The organism is Filimonas zeae, assembly GCF_014641615.1.
Lineage (GTDB): Bacteria > Bacteroidota > Bacteroidia > Chitinophagales > Chitinophagaceae > Filimonas > Filimonas zeae.
Map to the genome: position 1 here is coordinate 745,553 of NZ_BMIB01000002.1, position 26,588 is coordinate 772,140.

A 26,588-nucleotide genomic window follows, 5' to 3' on the forward strand; every position below is an offset into this window, starting at 1 on the left:
GGCTATTTTTCAGCGTTGGCAAAATCGTAAGTTTTAGTAGAAGTAGGGTTTATCACTTTTACCACAGGTTCCTTGCTATCCGCTTTTTCCTCATGATATTCCTGTTCGGTATTAATACTCCAGATATTCTCTTTACTGGTAATACCCGCAGCAATATTGTCTACGGCCACCATTGCAGTAAGCATGCTATGGTCGGCGTTATTGTACTTATGCATACCGTTTCGTCCTACCAGAAAAAGATTGGTATACTGATCTGTAAAATGCTTTATCTCCTCAAAACGTTCGTAGGTGCCAAAATAAGCAGGATAGGTTTTTTCCATCCGCAATACCGTAGCATCCAGTACATCAGAAGCCAATGCCAGCCCCATTTTCTGCAATTCCAGAATACCGGTTTGTTTAATCACTTCATCTGGCTGCTGCCAGAATGAGTCGGTAGTGTTGCAGAAATATTCCATACCCACCCAAATGGTATCCGGATCATTAACCATATAAGGGCTCCAGTTATTAAACAATTGCAGCCTGCCCACTTTCACATCTTTCTCCTGTATGTAAATCCAGGTATCCTCCAGTTTACCGGTCAATTTTTTCAACAACACCCCCACAGTAATAAAATCCCTGTATTGTAATCCTTTTGCAATCTGCTGTACAGCAGAGGGTACCACATCATCCAGCCCGGCTATCAGTTCCTGTACAGGCATGGTACTGAAAAAATAATCCCCTTCCCAAACAGATTCGGTTTTGCTGTAATCGTTAAAAGTGGTTACAGAAATAACCCTCCCCTTATCTCCCTCAATGGATTGCACATTCTCATGTAACAGAATGGTGCCTCCCAGTTCCTGCACCTGCCTGGCAACCTCTTCCCATAGTTGCCCCGGCCCCAGACGCGGATATAGGAATTTCTCAATAAGACTGGTTTCTACATCTTTCTGATGAATATCTTCGTCCATTTTCTTTTTCGGAAACATGCTTTTCAGCGCATGTCCAACAGCAGCACTGATAGAAACCCCTTTGATGCGTTGAGCCCCCCATTCAGCCGATATCTTATTACAAGATACGCCCCATACCTTTTCGGTATAATCCTTAAAAAAAAGATGATACAACTTTTTACCAAATCGGTTAATAAAAAAATCTTCCAGGCTTTGCTCATTCTTTACAGGCCATACGCGTGCGTGCAAATAAGAATACAAAATCTGAAGCGTAGTAAGCGGCCCCAGCTTTAGTAATGTATCTAAGGATAACTTTATAGGATAGGAGAAGAATTTTCTTAAAAAATAGATACGCGACAATCGATTACGAACCAGCATAACCCTATCCCCTTCCGGCTGCGCTTCTTTACCTGCAACCACCAGATTTCTTTTCTGGTTCTGATAGGTAATCTCTACCGTTTCCCCACTTTGCTGCACCGGCATAAACTGTAGCCACCAGTTCATTACCCGGTCGCTTTTCGAGAAAAAGCGATGTCCTCCTATATCAATCCGGTTTCCCTTATAATTCACTGTTTTGGAAATACCACCAATATCTCCGCCTTTTTCAAGTACAATCGGTACAATATCAGTACGGGTGAGCAATTCATAAGCGGCGGTTAATCCGGCGGGGCCGGCTCCTATTATAATGGCAGTTTTTTTCATCTGTTACATCTTTAGCAGGCAACAATTTCCGCTATTCTTTCTCCTATGCAGGAACAGCCTGATTCTGCGGCTGGAACATGCCTTCATTCTTCTAGTATGTTTCCCAAATACTATGGATAAAGTGCTACATTAAGTCATTTGCTTTAAAACAGGTTCGAACAACCCGATTCATCTGAACAAAACGGGAATACTGAAAAACTACTGTGTCTAACTCAACATACGATGCATATAGAGTACATTGCTCGCCAGATTGTACCTGCTCATACACATAAATATTCCATACCAGCCACCCGTATCAGTTAATTTTAGACTGTTAAATCTTATGATGCATCAGAGAACTAACCTGGGTTACCGAAAACCAGTGAAAAGAGTAGGCAATTTTTTAATAAACAACTTTAGCTTTTTGGAATCAAAAAAGCACTTAGTTATGAACAAGTCAAAAATTGTATTATCAGCAGTTGCTACTATCGCTGCTATTGGCGGCGCTTTTGCATTAAAAAGCAGTAAAGTTACCGGCGCACACATTCTTTTAGATCAAAACCGTGACGGTGTATGTACAACTGACGCTTTGGGCTATGTAACCACAAGCGCATTATCAGGCTATCAGTACAACTACGCGACCATCACACAAGCAGAAACTAAAGATTGTATCCGGAAGTACTACACAATTTTCAACTAGTACTTGCAAAATCGAGTAGGATGTAAGGGATTACTTTCCTTACTGTCATCTCAAACCAACGTATGTTACGTTCAGCATATGGTGGTTCATTAAACATAAACAGTTTAGAAGGCTTTACGATGTCGAGTAGACTTGTGAAGCCTTCTTACTTTAAGCAGTTATTGCTCAATTGTCTCAGTATATGATTTTGAACACCTCGCTATTAGCCTTTACGTGCGTAGCCCAATTTTTCCTCACTGAGACCCATTGCCAGTGGTTAACGCTTCCCATTGTCAAGGCACATTCAGGACTTACCCACCAGAGTTTGCGCCCGTAACGGACACACTTAAGAATATCACTCATTCCTGTGGAATAGGGCCATATTCTATTTTATTGTTCTCGATAAGTGCAAAGTGGCACAGTCCCCAAAAGTTCATTTCTAAAAACGGCATAACCTCGAGTTATTTAAGTTAATCCCAGGAAATATTATTTCATTTTTACAATGAAAGCATTGGGCTATAACATGAAGTCTGACAAATAGCATCTTCGAAATGGAGGCAATTTATGTTCAAACAAAAGTGAATGACATATATCCTTAATTTAAAAAAATCGCTTAAACTGTGCATCTTCTTTTGAACTCATCCACCGTGGCATTGGCCTTCCCTTTAAGTAGCAATCAAAAAAATCAGTAACACGCAGAGTGTAATCCTTACTTTCTAAACCTTTACTAACGAGATGCTTACTGCTGTCATATTGTAAAAGCCAGGCCTTTCTATTGCATCTTCTCATAGCCATAAACAAAGCGACCCCTTGGGTAAATGGAACGTTTAGATCGTTAATATTATGAATAATCAGCAATGGAGTTGTCACCTTATCTACAGCGAGGATGGGAGAATTATCTAAATAACCATCACGATTCTGCCACAAACTTCCTCCCATTTTAAAACTTAGCAATTCAACATCACTCTGCAAAGACCAATAATAGCCTGGCCTATAACCACCATAAAAACTAACCAGATCACTAATTCCTGCTGCTGACATTGCTGCTGCAAATCTACTTGTCCTGGTTACAATCGCATTGGTTTCATATCCGCCGAAACTGTGCCCTTCTAATCCAATTTTATTTTTATCAACGAAACTTAACGAACATAACCAATCTGCCGCCGAATTAACACACTGAAAAGCACTTTCCGAAGGACTACCTGTTTTCAAATCAATATCTGCTTTCAATATAAGATAACCTCTGCTCGTAAACCACGGAATGTTAACATCAAAAGTCATCATCTCCGGTCGGCGAAATACATGCAAAGCATCTGACTGTTTTGTATAGTAGTTTATGATTACAGGGTATTTTTCGTTTACATTAAACCCTGCAGGCTTATAAAGAAGCCCCTGTACTTTCTTACCATTGGGTGTAAGCCAGTGTACTAGTTCTGAAGTTCCCCAAGAATACACTTTTTCAGGAAAAACATCTGACTGCAAAGAAAAATTTACAAAATCGGTAGTAGTGTAATAATTAGGAGATTCACTGGCTGTCATCCTTTGAACAAGGTATACAGCAGCAGCAGTAGCCTTTACAGGATAAAAACTGGTTCTCATCACTCCAAGATCCATATAGGGAGCAGCGAAATAGAAATAAGGCTGCAATATCAAACGAGCAGTATCCAGTTTTTGTCCAGGCATCAGAAATGCAAAACCAAATAATTTTGAACTCTTATCAAAAGCATTTATCAGCAATGGCTGTTCTTTAGCGTATAAGAGACTATTTTGATCTGTAATATTAAACACATAATGCCGTCGCCTTCCAATCCCTCTTGTCACATTCATGGGATTTTGCTTACCGGAAGCATCTAAAAGCCAGATATCATATCCATCTCCAACAAACACCTTATCTTCCCTTCCCCCCAGCCAGCCGGAATATTCAGGTACTAAAACCACGCTACTATCAATTTCGGATGGCACCCCCCATTCATTATTAACAGATGCAGTTACCTGTCTTGTAACCTGCTCCGATATATCATAACTACAATGGCTTTTTAGAGTTTTATCATAATACATAACATACCTCCCTGAAGGGGATATAGTCACAAAGTTCGCATCAATGTCCGGCAAAATATTCGTCAGAACTCGCATTTCTCCGGTATTACCGGATATTATTTCACTCCAGGAACCGGTAACCTTACCTTCGTTTACAAACACAGACCTGATAAACCAATCTTTGTTACGCTGGTCTGGCTGACTTATAACAGTATCTCCCTGCGCCAACCTGATACAACTTTTAGAATGTAACAGCAGCATGGCAGCATAACTCTTATTGGTCCGCTGACTGGGAAGATCTTTGCAATATCGAAAAATTGGCTCCGACATATCTTCTGTACCCCAAATACAAACTGAAGCAGCCGTCAAACTGTTTGAAGAATCTACAGCGGACTTTTGTAATCCAATGTATAATACACTATCATTAGCACTAAAGCCATCTATGCCGGCAAACACAGCACTGTCACTAAATACGGGAATTAGAGAACTAAGCAGTGTAGAGGTATTTATTCGTGCGTCGTATAACCATAATTGTAAATTACCGCCATCTACTTCGACAGTATAAGCCAGCTTTCTACCACTACCGTCCGCGACCTTACTTGAAATTTTCTTTCCAGAACAGATAGTTTGAACAAGACCAGATAATATATCACACCATCCAATTCCATCCTCTTTTTGAAAACTCAGATAAACCTGCCCTTTCCCTTTATTACCCCAAAAGTCTTTCACCCCTGGAATCCGGTGCATAGTTTTCATCAGAGGATCCATCAGAATAAACGAACGAGTTCCAACTGAATCATAGCTGATATATGCCAAATTCTCATTACCGCCTTTCTGAACCATTTCCCACTTTTGTACAGAAGACAAATAATATAACTTGTCTTGTTCCAACTGTAGAACTCCAACACTATCCTTACCACAGCTAAATATCAAAAAACGGCTATCATGTGTAAAAGCGGCCGCTTTTACCGAACAGCCTGAATATTTCTTATTCCACCGGGAAGAAACCGCCTTCACACACAATAGTTGTTTCCCATTATTCTTCTCAATACCGTAAATTATGTACTTCCCATTATTGCTTATAATTGCTGTACTGGAAACAGATTCCCAATTTTCAATTGTGTCAAAATCAATGATTTTTCTTTGTGCAATACCACAACTAAAAGCTATTAACCCAAACAATATAAATCCATACCTGATCATCGGTTCCTTTATTTGTTAAAAGAAGAGAAAGTATCAAAAAGTGAAACAAGAAACTTTACCTGTAAATATCTGACAAATATCGAAATGAAATAACACTGTAAAATACAGCACTTCAAATTCATTTTCCAGGGACGCTAATCCTCCATAAGGGAGCCTTTATCACAACTGATAGGCACTACCATATTATATTTGAATTCAATATCTTCATTCCACTTCTATAAAACATCAGTCTATTCACGATTATTGCTTCTTTGCAGGAAAAAGCTAGTTCTGCGGCCGAAACAAGACTTCGTTTAGTTTAGCATTCTTTTGCAATACGGCTATGATAGCCAGTAGCAGTAAAACACCCTGAAACAGGGCGAATGCCTGGTAGCGCAGCATAACAGGTATAGAGATAATCAACAATGCCGCATTACCCACAAACGCCAACCCTAGCACAATCAGAATTTTCTGTTGTACAGGATGCATCTGAATTTGTTTTCTTTTTTTTAAAAGCTGAATTCCGCATACCAGCAATACCAGGTTTAACAGCAGAAATAGCGGACGAAAACCCCATAGCAAATAATAAGAACCCTTTGGCCATACAGCTGATATATATCTATCCTTCCGGCCAAACCAACGGGCTACCCGTGTGGGCACTTTATTACGCCCCATAGAATACACCGTAAATTGTTCAATTACAGGCAGAAAATAAGTAATTACATTAGGCAGTAGATAATATTGCACATATGCCCAGGGATGTTGCTTTATTAGGGCTTTAGCGTAGTTAGCCCAATGCACGCCCATGCGGTTATACAACCAGAACACCGGCTTATCAGGCTGAGCAGCCTCTTCTACCGTAGCCAGATGATACCACATAACCGCCCCCCGCCCCCCCAACATATACTGAGGACCGTCCCAAGGGTAAAACGGATGCTGCATTAAATCATTCGCTTTAAAATATGTACTCACCACCTGATCCATTTGTTGCAGACGTTCGCCCTGAAAAGCTGCCGTGTCTATCCGTATGTAAGGATACATAAACAAGGCATTGCTTGCGAGAATCCAGCCACTCTGGGCTGAGAATTCCTTTCTGCCATACTGCCGCAGGTTTTTTTGCAGGGTAGTATTTACTATCCATACCAGCAATAAAACGCCTATTGTCGCAGAAAGCACTTTCCATACCCGGTTAATAGGCGCTAGCCACAAAGCTACTATCATTATTATAGGATAATAAGCCGCCTGATAGCGCACCAAAAAAAGATAAGCCAGCAGCGGCCCCTGCAACAAAATATGCCAATATTGGGCCTCATATAACATTTTAACAAGAATAGTAAGCCATGCCACACTGAGTGCGGCAAAAAAAACGTCGCTGGAAATAAGATTGGCCAAGTAATAACTCATGGGGTTAAACACCAGAAATATTAATACAGCATTCTTCAGGCGTTCATCTGGTTGAAAAAGATAAAACAGCGTAAAAGCCATCCACAGGCAGGCACCCTGCAGTAATGCAAACTGCACTGTTATCAAAAACAAATGTGAAGGAGTAATAAAATGGACTGCCCGTAAGAAATAACTATACCCCATGGGCCATACGGAAATATAATTACCATCTTCCGCAAGGCTCAGGTAATGAAAAGAATCTACATAAGTATCGGGAAATGGATACAATATTTTGTACACTATAAATAGCGTAAGCATACCCAGTATAGAGAACAACAACTGCTGCTTATAATGTACAAATACAAACTGCCGGAAACTAACCGGATTTACGGTAAGGGCCTGTTGCATAATAGAGTAGTAATTTTTATAAAATACCACTCTGAAATGCGTTCAAAAGGGAACACATGTTACCGCTAAAGGGAGCGCCGCAACAGTTGAAAACGAAACACACCTAACAAGCGGTTATACCCACCCACCATTCCATCCGCATAATACCAATCGCCTATTTTACCAATCACATTAAAACGCTGCGGCACAGCCGCTTCCGCCACCAGCACACCATGCTGATATACCTGCAAACCGCTTCCAGATCCTTTTTGGGTGGTATGCGACCGGAAAACCAGGCGGGAGGAAGGATCGCAGAAAATGTGATAGTAATAACCCGTTTCAGACAAAGCTTTTGAACTGGCAACTCTATCTTTTTTTTCATTTGTAGTTTGCGGATATTGTTGATTCATATGCTGCCCCTGACGCCCAAAAGAGTACAGATAGCTTTGATCCGGTGCGTATACATGAATAGCAGAATCAATGGCTTCACTTACATAGATGGTATCATCACGCACATCTGCGCTTCCAAAATCAAAATCGGGAATATTATTAAACACGGCAGTATATAGGGAGGATCTTTTACAGAATACAGACTGCACCTGAGCAGCCGGTAGCTGCACCGCACCCAGCAATGCCGCCTGTTGGTAATAGCCAGATTGCCAACGGTACCGGTTAAACTGTTTATTGATATGAGGTGAAATCCAGAGCGGAATCAGCAGCCGCTGCTGTGCATCAAAAGGCAACCAGCGCGTATCGTATGGCCTCTCCTGAATATCGATGCTATAAGTGCCAATAGCAGTATATTCTTCTTTTTCATAAGTTAATTTGGATCGCTGCCAGTTAAGTGCAACAGGCTGCCCCCGCTGCTTGCCCGTGCTGTCAAAAAAACGCATCTGATTATTTTTATCCAGCAGGTAAATACTGCCATCCGGCGTAAAACCGCCATAACGGTATTCACCAATAGTATTTTCTGTAAGCAAAGTATCCAGAAAATTCCCCGCTGTATCAAAAACCTGTACACTGCAATGGTCATAATCAAAAAGATAAATGCGATGGTTGTGTACCCGAAAAAAACCTTCTGTATAAAACAAGGGCGATACCATAGGAATACTATCTAACTGCACCAACTGATACATCAGCTGTTTACCGGCAAATACTTTTTCTGTACGTGTACGCTGCTGGTGGCAACCAGGCAACAACAATACAAACAGCACAAGCACCAATAATACATCTGTGTTTTTTCGCAGGAAAAATATGGCCATACAGGCAATTTACCTCATGGCCATAGCATTGTACAGGAACATCCGCCAAAACAGCGGGAACTTGTTTTACAATTCTTCTGTCTGCACTTTTTGCTGCAGCTTCAGCCATAAGGCCTCCGCACGAACGGCAGCAGCAATATATTGTTCTAATAATTTTTGTAAAGCAGCTACATTATTCCAGCTGTTGATACTGCTGGCTATTTCCGGATTTTCCTGTTTCCATTCGGTAAGCAGTTCTGCCTCTATTGAACCAAGGCTACCTTCTCTTTCCTTTGTAAGCAGGCAAATCAGGGTATTTACATCTATCTGCAACGGTTGATTTCTCATAAGTATTGGCATATGATTGAGTAATTTTATTTATATAAGAAGCGTTTCTCTGGAAGAAAGAAACAAAAACTTCCTTAAAATTAGCTTACGATTGCCAATGGCCGTTGCAGAATTTTGCTATCAGGCCAGTTTGCCGCTCAGCGCCTGGCGCAACTGGTTAAGGGCGCGTGATTTGTTTACGCGTACATGCTCCACCGGAATCTGCATTTTCTGCGCTATCTGGGTGTTGCTTAACCCATCTACATACAGCCAGTTAAGCATGGTTCTGGCACGCTCCGGCAACAGATTAATTTCTTTGTGAATACGTTCTACCATTTCCGCTTTAATCATATGCTCCAGCACAAACCCATCTGCCTCTTCTGAAATGTAAAAAATTTCGCGGTGGCTGCTCGCTTTTGTTTTCAGCTTGTCTACATAATGAAAGCAGGCATGTTTAATTACCACATACAGGTAGCATTTAATCTTGTACAGGGTTTCGAAGCACTCCCGTTTAAGCCAGCATTTGCTGAAGGCGTCCAGCACAATGTCTTCGGCTTCCTGTTCATTTTTTACAATGCCCCTGGCGGTAAACAGGAGGTTGGTGGCGAACATGCTGTAAATCCGTTTTAAAGCCTCTTCTTTTCCTTCCCTGAACTGCATAAGAATAGCTTCCATCTCATCAGGATGGCATGGGGCAAAAGTTTGCATAGTGGTACGTTTGGTTATTGTCTGACTAAAATCTTCTTTCCTTCTACTGAAAAATGAATGCTGCCCGTAAGCTCCAAAAGGTATAACACCTGAGAAAGGGGTACATCACGGGGAATAGTACCCATGAAACGCCCTGCTGATTTATTTACATTGATATATTCCACATCCATATCGTACCACCTGCAAACCTGTAGCATCAGGTGGTTAAGGCTGCTGGCATTGAGATAGAAAACACCGTTTTTCCATGCCATTACATCTTCCAGGTCGGGGTTGGGATTCAGTTTGATGTTAAACGCACCATTGCTTGCCTGAGCTTGCTGTCCAGGGTTCAGATATTGAGCTACCTCCCCGTTGGTTACCCTCACTGACCCCTCCAGCAGCGTAGTGTTTACCGTTGTTTCCTCCGGATAAGCACTGATATTAAAATGCGTTCCTAATACATGTACCGTGTGCTTGCCCGCTTTTACTATAAAGGGTTTGCGGGCGTTGGCTGCCACCTCAAAATAAGCTTCACCACTTACCTCCACCACTCTTTCCCGGCCATTAAAAGCTACCGGATACCGCAGCGAGCTGGCTGCATTCAACCATACTTTGGTGCCATCTTCCAGCTCCAGTGCATATTTGCCCGCCCGTGGCGTGGTAATGGAATTATACACCATAGCCGTGCCTGAGGCTGCATTACCGGAGGCGGCTTCGTAAAACAACATACCGCCATTCATTTGTATTACATGGGTATTGCCTTCTGTAGCAATATTGCCCGGCTGCCGGGTACCCAGCAATACCGTATCGCCATTGGCCAGCCTTAATACCGCCTGGTCTCTTCCCGGCGCTACATCTTTGGCAGGTGCTACTATAGCAACATCTTTAGTAACGGGTTTGTGCGTGGTTATGGGATGCTGAAAATAGAAGTAAACGCCTGCTACCGCAGCGGCAAAACCGGCGGCGTAGTAATGCCACTGCCTGAAAATCACTGATTTTACGCGCGTGGTATGGACAGGAGTTTCCGGAGTAGTGATAAATACGGGCAACGCAGCGCTTTTCTCAAGCAGTTCTTTGCGCAGTAATAATAATTGCTGCTGCTCTTCCTGTTCCGGAAGTGCATTTGTATCCAGATAATATTCACAAAGCAAAAAAGCTTCCTCCGCACCGGGCTGCTGCATCAGCTGCTGCATGCGGGCGTTGCCTTGTTTTGTTAAACCGACATAGCGATCCCACAAAATCAAATCAACCAATTCCGCATTATTTTCCGTTGCTGCGAGTAATTCTTGTATGCTCATATAAACAGGTACGTGACTTCGTATAAATAATACGACGAACGGGGAAAAGCAATCTCTATGGTAAATCTGAAATATTTTTTTTGAGCCGGAAAAAATGTAATTTTATTACTACCGGTTTTTTCAACAACGATACCATGATAAAAACAGCCCGGTCAACAGACCTTGCCATTGCGTTACCTGAAAACAAACGCCGCACTTCCTCCGTGGAAGATGTGTACAGCGAAGTAAAAAACCCTACCATCCGGATACACAAACGATGGGTGTGGCTGTTTGTTGCAGTTTGGCTGGCCATGAAATGCACCCTTATTCTATGCCTGTTTTATAAAAAAGAAAACAATAAGTTAAGTCAGCAGCTACAGCAACAACAAACCAACACCGCCATCAGTGCCAAATAGCGGAATATGACAAAGCCTGCTGCCCTTTTTACCTTAGACAGTTTGAACACCCGCTACATGCCCCCACTTGAACAGGCACAGCTGGCGGAAGAGTTGATATTTCTGCTGCGGCAGGAAAAACTGCTTGCCGAACACGAACAGCAGGCAGGCGCAGGTGCGCCCGCAATACCGGAAGAATGGATGGATTACAGTGAGGTGGATGCACTGATTAAGGTATTGAAAACCACCGTTACGCCACCAGGTGAAGAAGCCGTCAACTACGTACCCTTGCAGAAAAAGCAGCACAGCCATTTTACGCCTGGGCAGCTGGCGCTACGGTTATTGATAGCAGTGGCTGCTATTTTGATAATGTGGCTGTTCTGGCGCTATCTGGAATTAACACACTAATCCTGCAGGATAAAATACAGGGCCAGTAAACCTGCCCCGGGCAGGGCAGTATCAATATACGCTCTGATGACTTTCAGGGCTTCGTAAAAATAGGTATGCGCACTTACCTTACTTATTTTAAGGGCCTCGGCAATTTCTTCGTAAGACTTCTGATGTACATAGCGCATTTCAAAAACGCGCTTTTTTTGACCGGTAAGTTTATCGGCGGCCTGTTGAATATAAGCCAACAGCTGCCGTTCATCTAACCACTCCTGTGTTTCGTTGGTATAATCGCGGGTAACCATCTTTTTCAGCTCCAGTACCCGCTGCTCGTTACCCTTGCGGCGCAGGAAGTCGATACTGAGGTAATATACGCTCATATACACATAGGCACCCGGGTTGTGTACCGTAACCACATCCCCCTTCTTCTCCCATAATTTCAGAAAAAACTCCTGTGATAACTCACGCGCAGACTCTGCCGATCTGGTCATTTTAAACGCAATGCCAAATACCCGCTTCTTGTGCAGTTCAAAAAAACGGCTGAACGCATCTGCATTACCGGCAGCTATGCCGGCAAGCAGCTGTTTATCCAACTGTATATCTAATTCTGTATCACTATCCATAAATGATCCGTCCGATTATCATTACGATCTCATGTTATTCATCAAGGCATTGTCACAGGAAACTGCCCTAAAAGGCTTGCCAAATTCAGCGGATATGGATTTAAAAAACGGTGTTTGCACCGTTAAAATATTAAAACTAATCGTTTAACATCAAATGTGCCAAAGATTTTTCTACACTATATGCGAATATAATGAACACTTTAAAATAACATTCAAAACCCAACAACAATTTACCCAACACTGCGCACATTGCCCGGATGACTCCGGAACAAATACGCGCCGAGATAGAACTACAGCCAACAGGTGAAAAGATACGCACCACCCGAAAACAACTGACCCCAAAGCTAAGCCAGAAGGAACTGGCGGCTTTATGTAATTTACACTATAACCATTTAGGAAAAGTAGAAAGAGGCGCCTCCAATGTAGATTTGTTAACGCTGATAAAAGTGAGTTTTGCTGTGCAGTTGCCCGTGTTTGAACATCTACGCCTGCCAGCCAGCGCTATAAAGCGCAAACTGGCCCCTACAGACAAAATGATATCCCACCGGCTGCGCCGTGTACTTAAAATAATAGCCAACTGTATTTTACAATTACTGAAGCAAAAAAACATGAGCCAGGAGGCCCTGGCCAGCGCCATGGACATTGACCGCAGTGAGATTAATAAATATGTGCATGGCCGTATTAATATGCAATACACCACCCTGGTAAGAATAGCCATGCACCTGGAGGTAGAAACACAGGCCTTACTGAAGCCTCAGGCCGCCTGATTACCTTTCTGAAGCGTGTAAAATTTTAAAATTGTACAACAAACTCACCAGCAACATGCGCTGCAGTTGATTGGTTTGCCGGGTATATATATAATTGGCCCCCGCACTTTGGGTAAAGTTGCGGTTGGCATTCAGCAAATCGAACCCGCTTAGCCGCAGCTGCCATTTGCCACCGGCAAATAAGCGTTTATAAATGGCGGCGTTAAGCACACTGCTGGATTGTGCGGGCAGTAGCCCCGATGTACCCATACGCAGCCAGGTATAACTGCTCTGCAGCGTAATACCCAGCGGTAATTCATAGTTGAGATAGAGCGTAGCATTGTGGTTCCAGCTACGGGTGTTCTGCTGCGGACTTAAGGAATAGCGGTAGAGGGTAAAACGGTTGCCACTGGTTACAATAGCCATTAGTTTGGTACCCAAACTATAGCTGAGCCTTAAGTTTTCGGCCCAGGAAAAACTGCGGGTATGGTTGGGCCGGCCGTTAATCAGGCTTACATCGTTACCATGCGATACAATACTCTGCAGGCTGCCCCGGTTTTTCTTTCCCTGTTTTCCGGCAAAACCAAAACTGTACACCGCCGCTGCCCCCAGCTGGTAATTGCCGTTTACATTTACAAACTGCTGCTGTTGTACCCCACCCGGTAACAGCGTGATGGAGGGTACAATCTGGTTGCGGACAAAACTGGCATCTATGCCCATAGAAAGCCCGTTGTAGTTTTTCTTGTTCACCGTATTAAGCATTAAAGACAGAGAGTGCCGGAAAGACTGCCTGAGATCTGGATTGCCCGATTTTACAAAAAGCGGATTACTGAGATCGGGCAACGGCTGTAGCTGATCTATAGCAGGTGCTGTGCTATAGCCAAAATAGTTAAGGCTGAACGTTTTGCCATTACGCAGCAGCAGGTTAAGGCTGGCTTTGGGCAGCAGGTTGGTAAAATGCTGGCGGATATGCCGGTTGGGCAAAAAACTGATATTATTAAAAAGGCTGTATTGCCAGCCCAAACCCAGGTTATAGTTAAACTTCCGCTCGTTTCTAACAAAAGCCCCTTCTACCATATGGGTGGTATTCCGGTTTTGGAACCGGTTACTGGTAAGGGGGGTAGGCGTGTTGAAACCGCCGGTGAGGCTATCGTAATCATAACTGGCTTTATCGTTCTGCTGTACTGATGTAATAACATTATACGCCAGTAAAAGGCTGTATAATTGAGATAAAGGCTCCGTATAAGTAAGTACGCTACCATACTGCTGCCCCTTGGTATGCTGCTGGTATTGCTGGTGTACGAATGTTTGCTGCTGCAGGGCGCCGGTGGGGGCATACCCGTTAAGCAATGAATACAAGCTGCCGGTACTGTTGCCGGTTTGCGAAGATTGCCTGAGCGACCATTGCAGCGTTCTGCCGGGGCGGCCGAAACGATGCCGCCAGTCCAGCTGATTGGTAATGCCTATCCCCTCCTGCTCATCCGTATTCCGTGTTTGCACACGGCTGCTGGTATACCCTGCCCCGCTGTGCTGCAGGGTTTGTATAGCCGCCGTATCTTCCCGGCGGTTGCCTGCCTGGTTATAGGTAACGGAGGAAGCCAATTCCCACTGATTCCGTTCATTGGCGTTATACGTGAGCCGGAAGTTGAACGGGTATTTTTTATCAGCTACCAGGCTATGGCCCTGCCGGTTTTCCTGCAGGCTGGAATCGGTTAAAAAAGTACGCCGGCCGGCGCTTTCCAGCACCTCTGTTTTTTCATCGTTGCCATTAAAAGCCAGGTTAGCGGTAAGTTTATCACCCCACTTTTTCATCACATTCACATCCCAGGCAGTGGTAGATTGCAGGCCTGCCTGCGGGGTATAACTTTTGCTTTCCACGCCGGTAAACCGGTTGTTGATATTATTGGTGATAAGGTTGGCCTTCAGCATCAGTTCTTTACCCAGTTTGGTAAGGGTGCCGCCAGCCGCATAATTGTTATCCTGCCCCTTACTGCCATATACACTGCCCAGCCAGGCTTCTTCCATCCCCTTTTTGGTTTTTATATTCAGCGTATGGGTTTCGCTGTTTTCGCGGATGCCACTGAATGTAGCTGCGTTAGACCGGGTGCTGAAGGCTTCAATAGAGGCAATGATTTCTGCCGGCAGGCTGTTGGCGCTTTTGGTATTGCCCAGAAAAAATTCCTGCCCGTTAATCATAATTTTATCTACCCGCTTACCCATGTAGGTAATATTGCCATCTTTATCTACCTCTACCCCCGGCAGCTGCCGCAACAGATCTTCCAGCTGGGCATCGGGCCGTAACGCATAGGCGGCTGCGTTAAAAGAAAGCGTATCGCCCCGTATAGAAACCGGGCGTGGAGCCGCTTTTACCACCACATCGCTTAATTCATTCTCCTGCGGGCGCAGCGCTATGGCCAGCCTTAGCGTATCGCCACTTTTTACCCACACCGGCAGCGTATCATGTACAAACCCCATAGCCAGCACTACCAGCCCATAGCTGCCTTCGGGTACTTTTTTAAATACAAAACCTTTACTGCCGGTGCGGGTTTGCAACAGGGGCTTATGGCTTTTGGGTGCCAGTAATAATACATCTGCCCCTTCTACAGCAGAAAGGGAAACACTATCGCACACCTTACCCTGTATTACAGCGTGCTGACTAAACGCAGCCAACTGCATGCAGAAAAGCACGTATACCAATAAGGCGTTTTTTTTCATTACTGTTAACGCCTGCTGCTAAAGCCCGGCTTACCCCAATTAACAAAAAAGGATAGCGGCAAGCAGGAACAGCCCCCGGCAGAAAAGGAACCACCTTAAAATTTCAGCTATCAAACAAACGATTGTTAATTTGATAACATTTTATTTATATTCGCATCGCTTTAAAAAAAGCATCAGCTACCTGTTAGCTACCTATAATCCATCATCCTGGCTAAAGCTGCCCTGGTACTTGTTACAACATTGTAGATATACAATGTTTTTGTAAGAAGTAGAATTCACATATCCTACAAACGTGCGAGAGAGCCGGAATGCGGGCATTCCGGGAGGTATTCCTTTATATAAAATTTTGACTACTGAATAAAACAAACACTGCTTCATTTCAAAAAACTAAACCGAAATATGTTAAACAATTTCCCAAACAGCAGCGCTGCCTTCATTGAAAAAGTTGAAAACAGTTTTAACACGGTTACGCGATGTGTTTATGAGAAAAACGCCACGAATGCTTTACAGGAACTGGCACAGGGCTGCAATGAGTTATTGCAGTTAGCAGAAGAACACCCTAACCATCCGGCCATTACCGCCCTGTTTCAGGAATACATACCCTATGTGGTTTGCAGCCTGGACTTTTTAACCAAACAAGCCGAACGCGCTGTAGCAGAGCCCACTGTTGTAAACGCGAAGTTGCAACAGGTACTACAATTGTATGATACATTGGGCGCAGGATGGTTAAAAGCGCATATGCCGCCGGACTGCAAACTACCGGAAGCATTTGTAACCAGAGAACGCCCGCTGATGGCCTGTGCTTATAAAGCCATAGAAAACAGTTTTACCACACTGGCGTTTACCCTACCTGTTGCCATGGCACTGGAAGTAGCGCTGGTACTGATACAGGCGCCGGCCGGGCAGGTAATTACTTACAGCCAGTGGCAGTATGCCCAACAACTGATAACGCACCTGCAGCAGTTACTGAACAACCAGATAACACCGGCTACAGAGGAACATGTTATTACTACCTTACTGGCCCTGCGCTGTAACACCGGGCAGTTTAGCATATGGTATACCCGGCATATAAAAAACACGATACAGGAAGCCGGAACCCTTACTGAAAAAAAAAGCGCCTAGACCAGGCCATATATACCGTTAAAACGGCGCCACTGCAACACCGCGGTTTGCCGGCAACCTGTGCGGATGCCGGCAAACCGGGCATGGAGGAGCAGCTGGCGCCGTTTTTTGACTATGCCGCAGCACAACTGATAACAGCTCCCCTTTCGCCTCATCTGTTTCTTGATTTTCAGAAAGCCAACATGTACGATACCGCCTGGGCTTTCCGGCTATTGCTGCAAACCATTGTGCCACCCGGCGATCCATTGGAAGCCATGCTGGGCAGCGTGAGCAGCATTATCCGTTTTTCGGGCAAACCGGTAAATGCCGCCAACTTTGCACAGTATGCACAGCCCAAACATTTGAATACCGACCGTGTAAAATACCTGATTGCCGTAAACGAGCACCAGACCAGTTATTGCCGGCAATTGCTGAAACACTTACCGGATAAGGAACGCGGGATAAAAACAGAGATACCCCGGATACAAAACCTGTATAAACCCGCCGCAAAGGATTGACAAACAGTACAATAAAATACATTACATTTTTTACGATAGTATTTAGAAAATTTTTTTAAGGAAAATAGCCGCGTATTTACTGCATTACCGTGTGTCTGCAGATAATCTGTTATGGAATACTGTACAGCATGATACAATTTTACAGTACCAACAAGGGAGGGCAGTATAGAACGGCCGTTCGCCCGGTGGTAACTGCCCGCTGTTTTGCCGGATACTGTACAGGAAACAGCAGCAGTGCCCCGGGTTATATACCCCCTTTTGCGTAACAAGTGGCTTACGAAAAAAACAGCAGCACAACTGCCCCATTTTTCCGCACTACTGACACAAAAAAGCGCGCAGCTGTACAAAAAAAGTGGATGACTGCTTTTATTAACCGCAGTAACCACCAGAAAAAAAGTACAACTGATTTTTTATGCAGCAGCTGTGCGCAAAAAAGCCGCACAAGCAACAGCAGAAAAAGCAGCACTGCAAAATAAAAGCGCAGCTGCACGCATTTTTTGCGCACAGCCAACCGGAAAAAAAGAAGTAACCACACAAAAAAATGCATTGCTCTGTTTTTTCCGGACACTACTGCCGCTTTTGTTTTCAGTAGTGCGGCGCAAAAGCGCAGTAGCCACACAAAAAAGCGCACAGGTGACATATTGTTTAGCAGTACTGCCATTTTATGCGGCGCCTCTAACCGGAAAAATGGCACAACTGCACTAACAACGGGCAGATGTGCAGCGCTTTTCAGCAGTTGTGCGCTGTTTTACGGCACAACATTTTTTTTCACTATTAAAACCAATGATTATTATTTATGCTATCAGCATACTATCATTTTATACCTAAAGCAGACGCAGACCTGGTGCTATGGGTAGCCAACTTCAGGCTGAAGATTGCAACGGTAGGCGCACAGATTGAGTTACCTGCCGCCACTATTACAGAAGCAGCAGACACCGCCCAGATAATAGAAGACGGCTTTGAAAAATCGGCTGTAAAAAAACAGGAGCAGCAGGAAGCCGTTGCGTATAAAAAAGTATTACGCAAACGGGACGTAAAGAAACTGGTGAGCCTGGCCATTGCCATTAAACGCCACCCGCTGTATACCGAAAACATGGGCCGGGAACTGGGTATTATCGGCACACAGTCAAACGCCGGCCGCAGCCCCTTACGCCCTACCTTAAAGCTGAAAACAGAAGTGGGCTATGTAGCCATCAGCTTTAACAAGCAGCGCCAGAAGGGCATTACCATTTACAGCCGACTGAAAGGCAGCCATGGCTGGGATACCCTGATAAGCGGCACCTCGGTATCGCCGTTTAAAGATGAGCGGCCTTTACAACAGGAAGGCGTGGCCGAAACCAGGGAATACCTGGCGCGCTACTGGGACAATGCTACAGAAATTGGCCAGGAAAGCGACATTGTGTTTACCCTGTTTGGCGGCTAACCAGCCCTCTACACCATCACCGGCAGGCGCACCTGCCCTGCCGGTTTTCTTTTTCTCTTAAACAAAATTGTATGGAACTATTAATTACCCGTACCTACTATAAAAATGGTACGAACGGAACACTTATGCTCAACGGCAAGCCCTTTTGCTTTACCATAGAACTGCCTGATAAAAACAACCAGACGAAAATTTCCTGTATACCGGAAGGCAGCTATAAAATAAAAAAACGGAACAGTGAAAACCATGGCGACCACCTGCTGATAACAGGCGTACCTAAACGCAGCCATATACTGATACACCCGGCCAACAACGCCATGGCCGAGTTGGAGGGCTGTATATCGCCCGTAACCACCTTAACCGCGCCGGGTTGTGGCAACCTTTCCAGAGCGCCTTTTGTAAAGCTGTTAAAGATTGTGTACGCCGCACTGGCAAAAAAGGAAGAGGTATGGCTACGCATTATCAGCCAGCAGGAAACCTTATCTGAAAAACAATTATTAAACGCTAAAAACACACCATGAACCAACTATCCAGTATTACGCAAAGAGCGCTGGCCCCAACGCCGGTATTTTTTAAAAAGCTGCGCCTGATAGGCCTGGCGCTGCTAACCATTAGTGCAGCCATAGCAGGTATTAAAACACCACTACCCGGTATTATTACCCAGGTAGCAGGCTATATAGCCGTTGCAGGTGCCGTACTATCGGCCGTAAGCCAAACCACCGTAGAAGACAAAGTAAAACAGCTATGGGAGGAGCTGCCCCATGAACAGCAGTGACAAAGGAGTAACCGCCGCCGGCTTTGCCGGCGGCAACCTGCTGAACCTGGTAGCTATTGTAAATGGTACAGACCTTGCTAAAACAGCTATACTGGCGGTGGTAGGGGCAGTAGTAAGTTTTGTGATAACGATGTTGCTGAAAAAAATTACCGCCTGGCGGAGAGCAAAGCCACCGCGGCAGCACAGGAAAGTATAGGTATACCCGGGAACTCCTGTGCATTTTATTCAGGCCACGGAAGGTGTGCTATTTTATCTGATCTTAGCTGAACAGTTATACTGGCAGACAGGTATCGCCCTGTTTGCGGATTTTATTCTTTCCCGGGCCTGATGCGCACGGGATTTTTATATTAAACCTGGCCCAGCATGAACAAACGTTCATTGAACTGCTGGTTTAATATTCGCGCCTCAGCCTCACTAACCCGCGTATCATTTCTCATTATCAGCTTAGTACTATACCGGGCTGACAAATTGTGCCTGCTTTCCCCTCTGTAAATGAATGTGGCAGGTGATTCATTAATAACGCGCAGGCAATCTAAAAAATGGCTTCGCTGGCCCGGAGACAAAGTTTTTCCATTAAGACACAGCTCAAAGCTGCTGTAGGCCGGCATTAAAGCATTACAATCACAACTGACAGTGCCCGGAATGCAAACAGGCCACCTCCCGTTGTTTTATCAAAAGGAGATAGCCTGCTTTATGTGACCATTCAGGATTACCGCTGTATAATCAGATTTTTCCTTACAGTACTTTGATTACTTTGAATTTCTACTATATAAAATCCGTTGTTTAAGTTACCTACATTCAATTCTTCCCTGCTATTGACGCCTGAGCATTGTATGGTTTTACGCAGATTGCCACTGGCATCATATATAACAATGCGTTTAATAAGCAAAGGTTCTGTTACTACACCATTGTCTGCGGTTTTCGTAGCGGAAGAGACCGTGTTATTTTCTGCAGTAATGGTAATATGATTCTGCGCCGGATTGGGTGATACACCAAATGCACAAGGCTGCAGGTAAATGCGTTGTGAACCGGATACAAAACCGCATTCGTTATCTGTGTTTAAGGTGGCCCGTAACGTAGAGGAGTTAAGATTAATACACCACGAGGAGGTGGATGGATTGGTGGTGCCACCGCTTGTTTGCAACGTCCATTGGCGGTAGGTACTGCCAGGTATGGGATTAGCACAGAGCGTAATAGGAAAGCTGCAGGCAGGCCCATATGGCAAAAATGTAACAGGGGTACCACCTACTTTAATTTCTTTCTCAAATTTTCTGCTGATGCCGCAGGCGTTTGTAATGGTTAACTCCAGCACATCTACCCCGTCAGCCACCTTATTAAGCGTTATGAATGGTGTACCCTGACCACCACTGATGGAAAAATAACCGTACTTGCTGCGCCAGCTGATGGTAATTGCGCGGGGCAGATTGGTAGCAGTATACCCACCGGAAGAACATATGTAATAGTTACCATTAATAACAGGGGTAAGATTACAGAAACCGGTGGTGTTACAATCGTAATTTGGGTTTAAAGTATTTAGTAGTTTACGGAAAAGGAAGTTAGTAACCTGCCAGGACATTCCGCCATTGTGATCATTATTTACGTCGGTAATGTTGGACGTAGCCGTAATAGCTGCCTCAAATGGTGAGAGGCCTGCATTGATAAATGTATTTCCTGTTATGCCAGAAGTATTGGTAATCTGATTATCTACATTAACGTATAAATTGGTGCTGAGGTAGTTGCCCGCAGGGCCGTAATTCTGATTCTGCAAGTCTAAAGCGCTTACAGTAGGAATAAAGTTGTGTGCCTTGTGATTAAAATAACTGGCATCACCGGCAAAGCCATTGTTGTCACCGGCATTAAGTGAGGTTACAAATTGATCTTGTGTATTACCATAGCTGCCAGGCGCATCATCGTAGGAATAAAGATTGCTTATTCTGAAATTCCTTACTTTAATATTAATAGAAGGCAGCAGGGGGATACCGAATATTCTTCGGATGGTTACCCCGTAAAAGCGATAACGGGCTATATAATCGGTATTATTTTCCGGTAAGGCATAAGCCTGACTGGAAAAATTAACCAGTAAAAAGGTAACGCCCCCTTCAAATATTTTAGTGCCCGGGCCAAAGGGATCGCCGGGTGTAAACTGCCTGCCATTGCCGGCGTTTTTGTTACCCGGCACATTATCACCACGCCCAAAAGCCACCCCATAATTATGCGTTTGCTGCGGATAGCCTTTGGCCTTCAATCTCTCCGCAAAAGCGGTTCTTAACGGATCTATGCTGGTGGTATAAGGAAGAAAGGGGTTGCCGCTTTGTACCGCACGCATATTCAGCATCTGCCGGGCGGCAGGGCTTGAAAAGCTATTTGACACACCACCCAAATCGCCACCAAACCAGGCCAGGTAGGGCATATCATTCAGCATTTCGGAGAATATATATTGCATCCCCAGTGGTATGTTAGCGCCCTGGTGCGGCGCATCATAACTTATATAATTTTCTACGTTGTGTTGCAGGCCCCTGTCTTCCATATCTTTCAGACACCATCGTGCAATTAGCCCGCCCATGCTATAGCCAATAACGGTGCTTTTGAAGTTGCCCGTTTTATTAGCGTTTACCAGTTCAATTACTTTTTCCAGTTGCTTAGCATTATTTTCGATGTAGGAAGAGTTATTATTAAAGTCAACAAACACAAAATCGTACCCGTAAGAAAGCATGGTACTTACAAAAGCATTCCTGTTCAGCCGTGCCCGCATAACGGCCGGGGTTAGTGCTTTTGTAGGATCAAGCCCTTCCACTACAATAACAGGTTTGTCGAAAACATCATCGCAACTGGTTTCTACAAATGCATTGGCCCCACTTATTCCACCTGTAAAAAAAATCATTTGTTTTGCCGCGATAGCCGTACCAAAGTATTCTGCATCGTTACGATATACGGGAGGTTCCTCTACCTTCCAATTGTATTTGGGAGTAACAAAAACAGTGGGCCGGCTAAGATGTAACTGGCATTTAGCCGTAAAGGTTTGCGCGCCTGATACCATTTGCGCGGTAACTACTTTACTGCCAGGGGTTGCATATGAAACATTTACGGTACTACCTGCGGTAATGGTACGGAAGCCGGCACCATCGCCAAAATCAACCGTCATACCAGTAATGCCCCCTGTTTCCCATAAGTTAGCAGGAAAAGCAAATGCAAGCGGATCGAACGCTTCTATATCGCTGATATAAGGAGCCAGAGCAAATAGCTGGTTGGTATTGTAAGGAGACACGGTACGCCCCGGCACATCCAGCAGCCCCACACTGTCTGGCGCTACAGTAAACAGCCCTTCTGTTAATGCCGTACTACGGATGGTATTGTAGTTTTTAAACAGGGTAATAAAAGGGATCACCTTCGTGTTTTGATAGTAAGTAACTGCCCGTACATACAAAGAATCAGTCAGCTGCAGGCTGGCATTGTTATTTACTTTACTTAAGCCAAGCAGATTGTGCAGCATTAAAATATAATTGCCACTTTTTATGGTATCCACACTGCTGCCACCACTGTATTGCAGGGATGTAAAGGGGGCCATAGAGTATTCCAGTAGTAAGCCCGTAGGCACCAGTTGTTTATTGATGCGGAAAGTACTATCCCGCCATCGTTCACGGCTGATGTTAATAGAGTCTTCAACAATTATCTGGGCAAAAATAAGTGTGCTTAGCAGCAAGGCTGCCGACAGTAATAGTAATTGTTTTTTCATAAGAGATATTTAGGAGATGATTTTGCATGGTTGCTGTAAAAAAAGGTATAGCGGGTGTTAGCAGGTGTACTAAAGCTAACAAATAAGTAAAAGCGGAACAAAAGACAGGGGCTGGTGAAACCACCGGAGGGGGTACCGTTTTTTAACGGATGTGGGACAGTGTAGCCGATCCGGAAAAGCCGGTGTGGCACAGGCAAGATAAAAATGAACCACAATTTTAATTGGCCAGTACTAATATTTTATTCAAATTAGTATTAGCAAACGCTTACACCAGCGTTATGAACCAGCCTCATTTACAGGCTGCACTTCTCCAACAGTCCTAAGAAATTCCGACCGGCTAACTATTTTGTAGTAACAATAGAATGGGATGTATGATTCCGGCTGCTGCCGTAAGGCATGGCATGTTTATAATACCCATTAATAAATAATAAAGCAGTAAACGATTGCAAAGATTTGCCTGAAAAACCAATACAAAGAAGCGTCCGGAAACTTTCCGGGCGCTTTCTTTTACTTTGCGCATTATACCAGCCGGCATCTTCCTAACGCAGTTTAACCATTTATTCAATAAAATACCTGATACCAGGTATTTTACATTTTTTCAGTACGCTCAACTTGCATAAATGAACAGAGATTAGTAATATTGAGCCGTGAATAACGACTAACGTGCTTAGCATATCTCCCCCGCCTTATTAACATAATATCATTATTTATCATTTAAGAATGCATCTGTGCAGGAAAAATCTTTTCATGCATTGAATGCGCCTGTAAGAAGCATTTGTATGAAGCATCTATTACATATAGCATTTGCTATTGCTGCCTTATGTGTGTACAACAATAGCCAATCTCAAAGCACATCCACCACCGGGCTTAGTATAGTTGAAGTTGATTTCACTAAAAAGAGCACCTCAGTAAAAATCCCTTTTGACATTCCATTCACACTAAAAATCATTAATCTTCCCGGCACTGTAAAGCAGGTTTCCGTAGCGGTTTCAGAAAGAAACGGAAACATTATTGTACCGGAAGCTCCTCAGACATTAAACGGTTTAACATCAATAGAATTTGTGATACCGGGCTGCTCGCCCGCAAAACAATACGACTTTTCAATAAAAGCCTCTGCTCCGGGGCCGCTAACACCCGCTCAGTTTAGCAGCCTGAAAACAGCACTTACCCGGGAGGCAAACATTTCGGCGGCGTTACAACTGCTGGCAGCACGTGCACAGGCAGAACAGAAAGCGCGGGCAGCAGGGGGCCCCGTTCCCAGCTATGCCACTATTTTAGCCAACAGCAAAACACAGTTGGTAGCTTATTTTAAAGAAGCTGTAAAGCAAATAGACCCCAATTATATCTGGAAGGAAATTGACATTATTCCGCCATTGGAAAACCTATTGCAGTTTTGTAAAAGCCACATAGACCTGATGGATAAGGTAACTACCTTACGGGCAGCCCCGCTGGTGACCGGCGATAGCAACGCTGCCCAAATAATTACTGCTCTGAATACATTTACCGCTGATTTGGCAATGAGCAACTGGAGCCAGATTGAAAAAACGCCAGGTAATGCAGATTATGACAAACTGGTGAATGATGTAAGCAACATTGAAAAGGCATTTCACACGCCTCCAACAGGTGTGAGCCAGGGCGTTATACGTGGATTAATTAATTATGCTGATGATGCAATTGACGGAAAAACTGCATTTATGGATGCGGTTATCAACAATATTATTTTACCCAATGTAGAGTACTTTACGGTAACGCCGGTTTTAATTGAACTGGATTTTGTAACCAATGCGCGGCTGTTTATAACACTGGATGCCGGAATTGCAGGCTATGCTGCGCGTATAGACAGATATATCAGTTATACCGGATTTAACATTTACTTCAGAGAAGTAAACAAGCAAACACCGCTACGGTATTACACAGGATGGGACCGGATTGCCGCCACTACTTCTTTTCTGATAGGGCTAACACTTAGCTCTATAGAAAAGCCCAATGTAAGAAAAGGTTTTATAGGAGATAAGGCGCTGGTAATAGGGGTTGGCAATAGATTATGGCGGTTTGCGCGGTTTAACGTGGGAGCACTTGTTCATTACCGGTATGACACTTCTCCTGTTTTTAACGCCGACCGTTATCACACATCGTTAAGTCCTTTTGTTTCTTTTTCTGTAGACATTGGATTAAAAGAAATTTTCTCCGGAGTGTTCACAGGCATATTTAATAACCAATAATTCATTAAAATATGGCAATTGATATTTCCAAACTGAAAGCAACCCCTAACACCGTAGCAAACGGTACCATCTCTGTAACAATAAGCTGGATAGCTATAGCGGATGCTGCGGCAGACAATAATGTAACCCTGGAACTTTATGTAGACCCGGGCTTTCAAATTTATCTGATTGACAAAGGAACAAAAGTAAAATCCATATCATGGAGCGCGGCTTTTCCCTTCACGTACGGAACACTTCAGAAAACCTTTACCATAAGTATGAATACAGGCGGGCTAAACCTGCCCACCGGATGTAGTATTCGCCTGGAAGCCACGAGTAAACAGGGATATAAATCGGCATGCAACTCATTTATCATCATTAAGTAATACAGCATGAAACTAATACTGCAGCTTTTATCCGGTTGCCTTTTAATTACGGGATGTAAAAAAGATGATGAAATTTATACAACCGGAAACTCAGGAGGCACAGCCATTAATAGCATACTCAGCATATCGGGCATTACCAATACCACCGTTGAAGCAGACAATTCCTCAGTGGCAACAATATATATACAGGTAAATGCAGAGGCAGATGCCACCGCCAAATCTATTATAGTAACGGTAGAAAATGCAACGTTTCGCAACAAACAAACAGCAGATACCTTAACAGCAGACGCCTACGGAAAAGTTATAGCAGAAATAGTAGGCGGAACTCCGGGAAGAGCCCTGTTTTCTGCTAAAACAAAATCTGTTCAGGTGGATACCAGTATACAATTTATTGCAGCGCTACCGGATGTATTATTACTTACCGCAGATACTACGGTAGTTGATACGCTTACTAACCCCACTATTACAGCTGGTTTATTACGCGCTCCTTTTAAAGGAACTGTTACAGACCCCTGCCAGGTATTGTTTTCGGTTTCCGGTACAGGTAGCGAAAGCCTGGTATTACCTGAAATGGGTTATTCTACAGAAAACAAAGTAAGCGTAACCTTAAAAAATCCTGCCCATGTAACCGGCAGTTTCAGAGTGGAGGCGAAAACAGTAGCCGCCTCAGGAGATACACTCAGAAAATATACCCATATACAAATTAAGTAACCAAAGCTTACGATATAGTTACAGGACTTCCGTAATAAGATAATCATTTCGCCCAAAGTACCTATGATAA

23 protein-coding genes are annotated in these 26,588 nt (G+C 44.0%); 13 read left to right on the forward strand and 10 right to left on the reverse strand.

The window, feature by feature from the left end; translation table 11 throughout:
- Window positions 1-2 precede the first annotated feature (2 nt).
- Window positions 3-1,628 (reverse strand): NAD(P)/FAD-dependent oxidoreductase, encoded by a 1,626-nt coding sequence (locus IEY13_RS09820; protein WP_188951802.1) that lies wholly within the window; start codon window positions 1,626-1,628, stop codon window positions 3-5.
- A 427-nt stretch (window positions 1,629-2,055) separates the two neighbouring features.
- On the opposite strand from IEY13_RS09820, the gene IEY13_RS09825 reads away from it, so the two are divergent.
- On the forward strand, window positions 2,056-2,307 hold the full coding sequence (locus IEY13_RS09825; protein ID WP_188951803.1) for a DUF6520 family protein: 252 nt from the start codon (window positions 2,056-2,058) through the stop codon (window positions 2,305-2,307).
- A gap of 579 nt (window positions 2,308-2,886) precedes the next feature.
- Here the strand turns inward: IEY13_RS09825 and IEY13_RS09830 are convergent.
- The 6 genes from IEY13_RS09830 to IEY13_RS09855 form a co-directional block, all read right to left on the reverse strand.
- Window positions 2,887-5,526, reverse strand: coding sequence for an alpha/beta hydrolase family protein (locus IEY13_RS09830; RefSeq protein WP_188951804.1), 2,640 nt, complete (start codon window positions 5,524-5,526; stop codon window positions 2,887-2,889).
- A 264-nt stretch (window positions 5,527-5,790) separates the two neighbouring features.
- On the reverse strand, window positions 5,791-7,296 hold the full coding sequence (locus IEY13_RS09835) for a hypothetical protein (protein WP_188951805.1): 1,506 nt from the start codon (window positions 7,294-7,296) through the stop codon (window positions 5,791-5,793).
- Between the two features lie 65 nt (window positions 7,297-7,361).
- Window positions 7,362-8,537: an NHL repeat-containing protein gene (locus IEY13_RS09840; protein WP_188951806.1), complete on the reverse strand. Its 1,176-nt coding sequence runs from the start codon at window positions 8,535-8,537 to the stop codon at window positions 7,362-7,364.
- A gap of 66 nt (window positions 8,538-8,603) precedes the next feature.
- Window positions 8,604-8,864, reverse strand: a complete 261-nt coding sequence (locus IEY13_RS09845) for a hypothetical protein (protein WP_188951807.1) — start codon at window positions 8,862-8,864, stop codon at window positions 8,604-8,606.
- 120 nt (window positions 8,865-8,984) lie between these two features.
- Window positions 8,985-9,551 (reverse strand): RNA polymerase sigma factor, encoded by a 567-nt coding sequence (locus IEY13_RS09850; protein ID WP_188951808.1) that lies wholly within the window; start codon window positions 9,549-9,551, stop codon window positions 8,985-8,987.
- 14 nt (window positions 9,552-9,565) lie between these two features.
- Window positions 9,566-10,828, reverse strand: coding sequence for a FecR family protein (locus tag IEY13_RS09855; protein WP_188951809.1), 1,263 nt, complete (start codon window positions 10,826-10,828; stop codon window positions 9,566-9,568).
- A 134-nt stretch (window positions 10,829-10,962) separates the two neighbouring features.
- Here IEY13_RS09855 and IEY13_RS09860 point away from each other — a divergent pair, with 134 nt between their 5' ends.
- The gene (locus IEY13_RS09860; protein ID WP_188951810.1) at window positions 10,963-11,223 is read left to right on the forward strand and encodes a hypothetical protein; all 261 of its coding nucleotides are present in this window, start codon (window positions 10,963-10,965) and stop codon (window positions 11,221-11,223) included.
- Between the two features lie 6 nt (window positions 11,224-11,229).
- On the forward strand, window positions 11,230-11,610 hold the full coding sequence (locus IEY13_RS09865; protein ID WP_188951811.1) for a C2 domain-containing protein: 381 nt from the start codon (window positions 11,230-11,232) through the stop codon (window positions 11,608-11,610).
- Here IEY13_RS09865 and IEY13_RS09870 read toward each other — a convergent pair.
- Window positions 11,607-12,212 carry an RNA polymerase sigma factor gene (locus IEY13_RS09870; RefSeq protein ID WP_188951812.1) on the reverse strand — a complete coding sequence of 202 codons (606 nt, stop codon included), beginning with the start codon at window positions 12,210-12,212 and terminating at the stop codon, window positions 11,607-11,609. The two genes, IEY13_RS09865 and IEY13_RS09870, sit on opposite strands and share 4 nt — an antisense overlap.
- A gap of 257 nt (window positions 12,213-12,469) precedes the next feature.
- On the opposite strand from IEY13_RS09870, the gene IEY13_RS09875 reads away from it, so the two are divergent.
- Entirely contained in the window at window positions 12,470-12,979 is a 510-nt protein-coding gene (locus tag IEY13_RS09875) for a helix-turn-helix domain-containing protein (protein WP_188951813.1), read from the forward strand.
- Here the strand turns inward: IEY13_RS09875 and IEY13_RS09880 are convergent, their stop codons facing one another.
- Window positions 12,980-15,673 (reverse strand): outer membrane beta-barrel protein, encoded by a 2,694-nt coding sequence (locus IEY13_RS09880; RefSeq protein ID WP_188951814.1) that lies wholly within the window; start codon window positions 15,671-15,673, stop codon window positions 12,980-12,982. It abuts the gene before it with no gap.
- 399 nt (window positions 15,674-16,072) lie between these two features.
- Between IEY13_RS09880 and IEY13_RS09885 the strand changes: the two genes are divergently transcribed.
- The 6 genes from IEY13_RS09885 to IEY13_RS09910 all read left to right on the forward strand — a co-directional run bounded on the left by IEY13_RS09885 (window position 16,073) and on the right by IEY13_RS09910 (window position 19,683).
- Window positions 16,073-16,795 (forward strand): hypothetical protein, encoded by a 723-nt coding sequence (locus IEY13_RS09885; protein ID WP_188951815.1) that lies wholly within the window; start codon window positions 16,073-16,075, stop codon window positions 16,793-16,795.
- 47 nt (window positions 16,796-16,842) lie between these two features.
- Entirely contained in the window at window positions 16,843-17,292 is a 450-nt protein-coding gene (locus IEY13_RS09890) for a hypothetical protein (RefSeq protein ID WP_188951816.1), read from the forward strand.
- Between the two features lie 796 nt (window positions 17,293-18,088).
- Window positions 18,089-18,715 carry a hypothetical protein gene (locus IEY13_RS09895; protein WP_188951817.1) on the forward strand — a complete coding sequence of 209 codons (627 nt, stop codon included), beginning with the start codon at window positions 18,089-18,091 and terminating at the stop codon, window positions 18,713-18,715.
- Between the two features lie 71 nt (window positions 18,716-18,786).
- Entirely contained in the window at window positions 18,787-19,233 is a 447-nt protein-coding gene (locus IEY13_RS09900; RefSeq protein WP_188951818.1) for a DUF5675 family protein, read from the forward strand.
- Window positions 19,230-19,487, forward strand: a complete 258-nt coding sequence (locus IEY13_RS09905; RefSeq protein ID WP_188951819.1) for a hypothetical protein — start codon at window positions 19,230-19,232, stop codon at window positions 19,485-19,487. The genes IEY13_RS09900 and IEY13_RS09905 overlap by 4 nt, the downstream gene beginning before the upstream one ends.
- Window positions 19,474-19,683, forward strand: coding sequence for a hypothetical protein (locus tag IEY13_RS09910; RefSeq protein WP_188951820.1), 210 nt, complete (start codon window positions 19,474-19,476; stop codon window positions 19,681-19,683). The genes IEY13_RS09905 and IEY13_RS09910 overlap by 14 nt, the downstream gene beginning before the upstream one ends.
- Before the next feature lie 513 nt (window positions 19,684-20,196).
- Here IEY13_RS09910 and IEY13_RS09915 read toward each other — a convergent pair.
- Window positions 20,197-23,220, reverse strand: a complete 3,024-nt coding sequence (locus IEY13_RS09915) for a T9SS type A sorting domain-containing protein (RefSeq protein WP_188951821.1) — start codon at window positions 23,218-23,220, stop codon at window positions 20,197-20,199.
- 779 nt (window positions 23,221-23,999) lie between these two features.
- Between IEY13_RS09915 and IEY13_RS09920 the strand changes: the two genes are divergently transcribed.
- From IEY13_RS09920 to IEY13_RS09930, 3 genes are read left to right on the forward strand one after another with little or no spacing between them, the layout of a single operon-like run.
- Complete coding sequence (locus IEY13_RS09920; RefSeq protein ID WP_188951822.1) at window positions 24,000-25,442, forward strand: hypothetical protein; 1,443 nt, start codon at window positions 24,000-24,002, stop codon at window positions 25,440-25,442.
- Window positions 25,443-25,453: 11 nt separating this feature from the next.
- The gene (locus tag IEY13_RS09925; RefSeq protein ID WP_188951823.1) at window positions 25,454-25,807 is read left to right on the forward strand and encodes a hypothetical protein; all 354 of its coding nucleotides are present in this window, start codon (window positions 25,454-25,456) and stop codon (window positions 25,805-25,807) included.
- Between the two features lie 6 nt (window positions 25,808-25,813).
- Complete coding sequence (locus IEY13_RS09930; protein ID WP_188951824.1) at window positions 25,814-26,518, forward strand: hypothetical protein; 705 nt, start codon at window positions 25,814-25,816, stop codon at window positions 26,516-26,518.
- Window positions 26,519-26,588 lie beyond the last annotated feature (70 nt).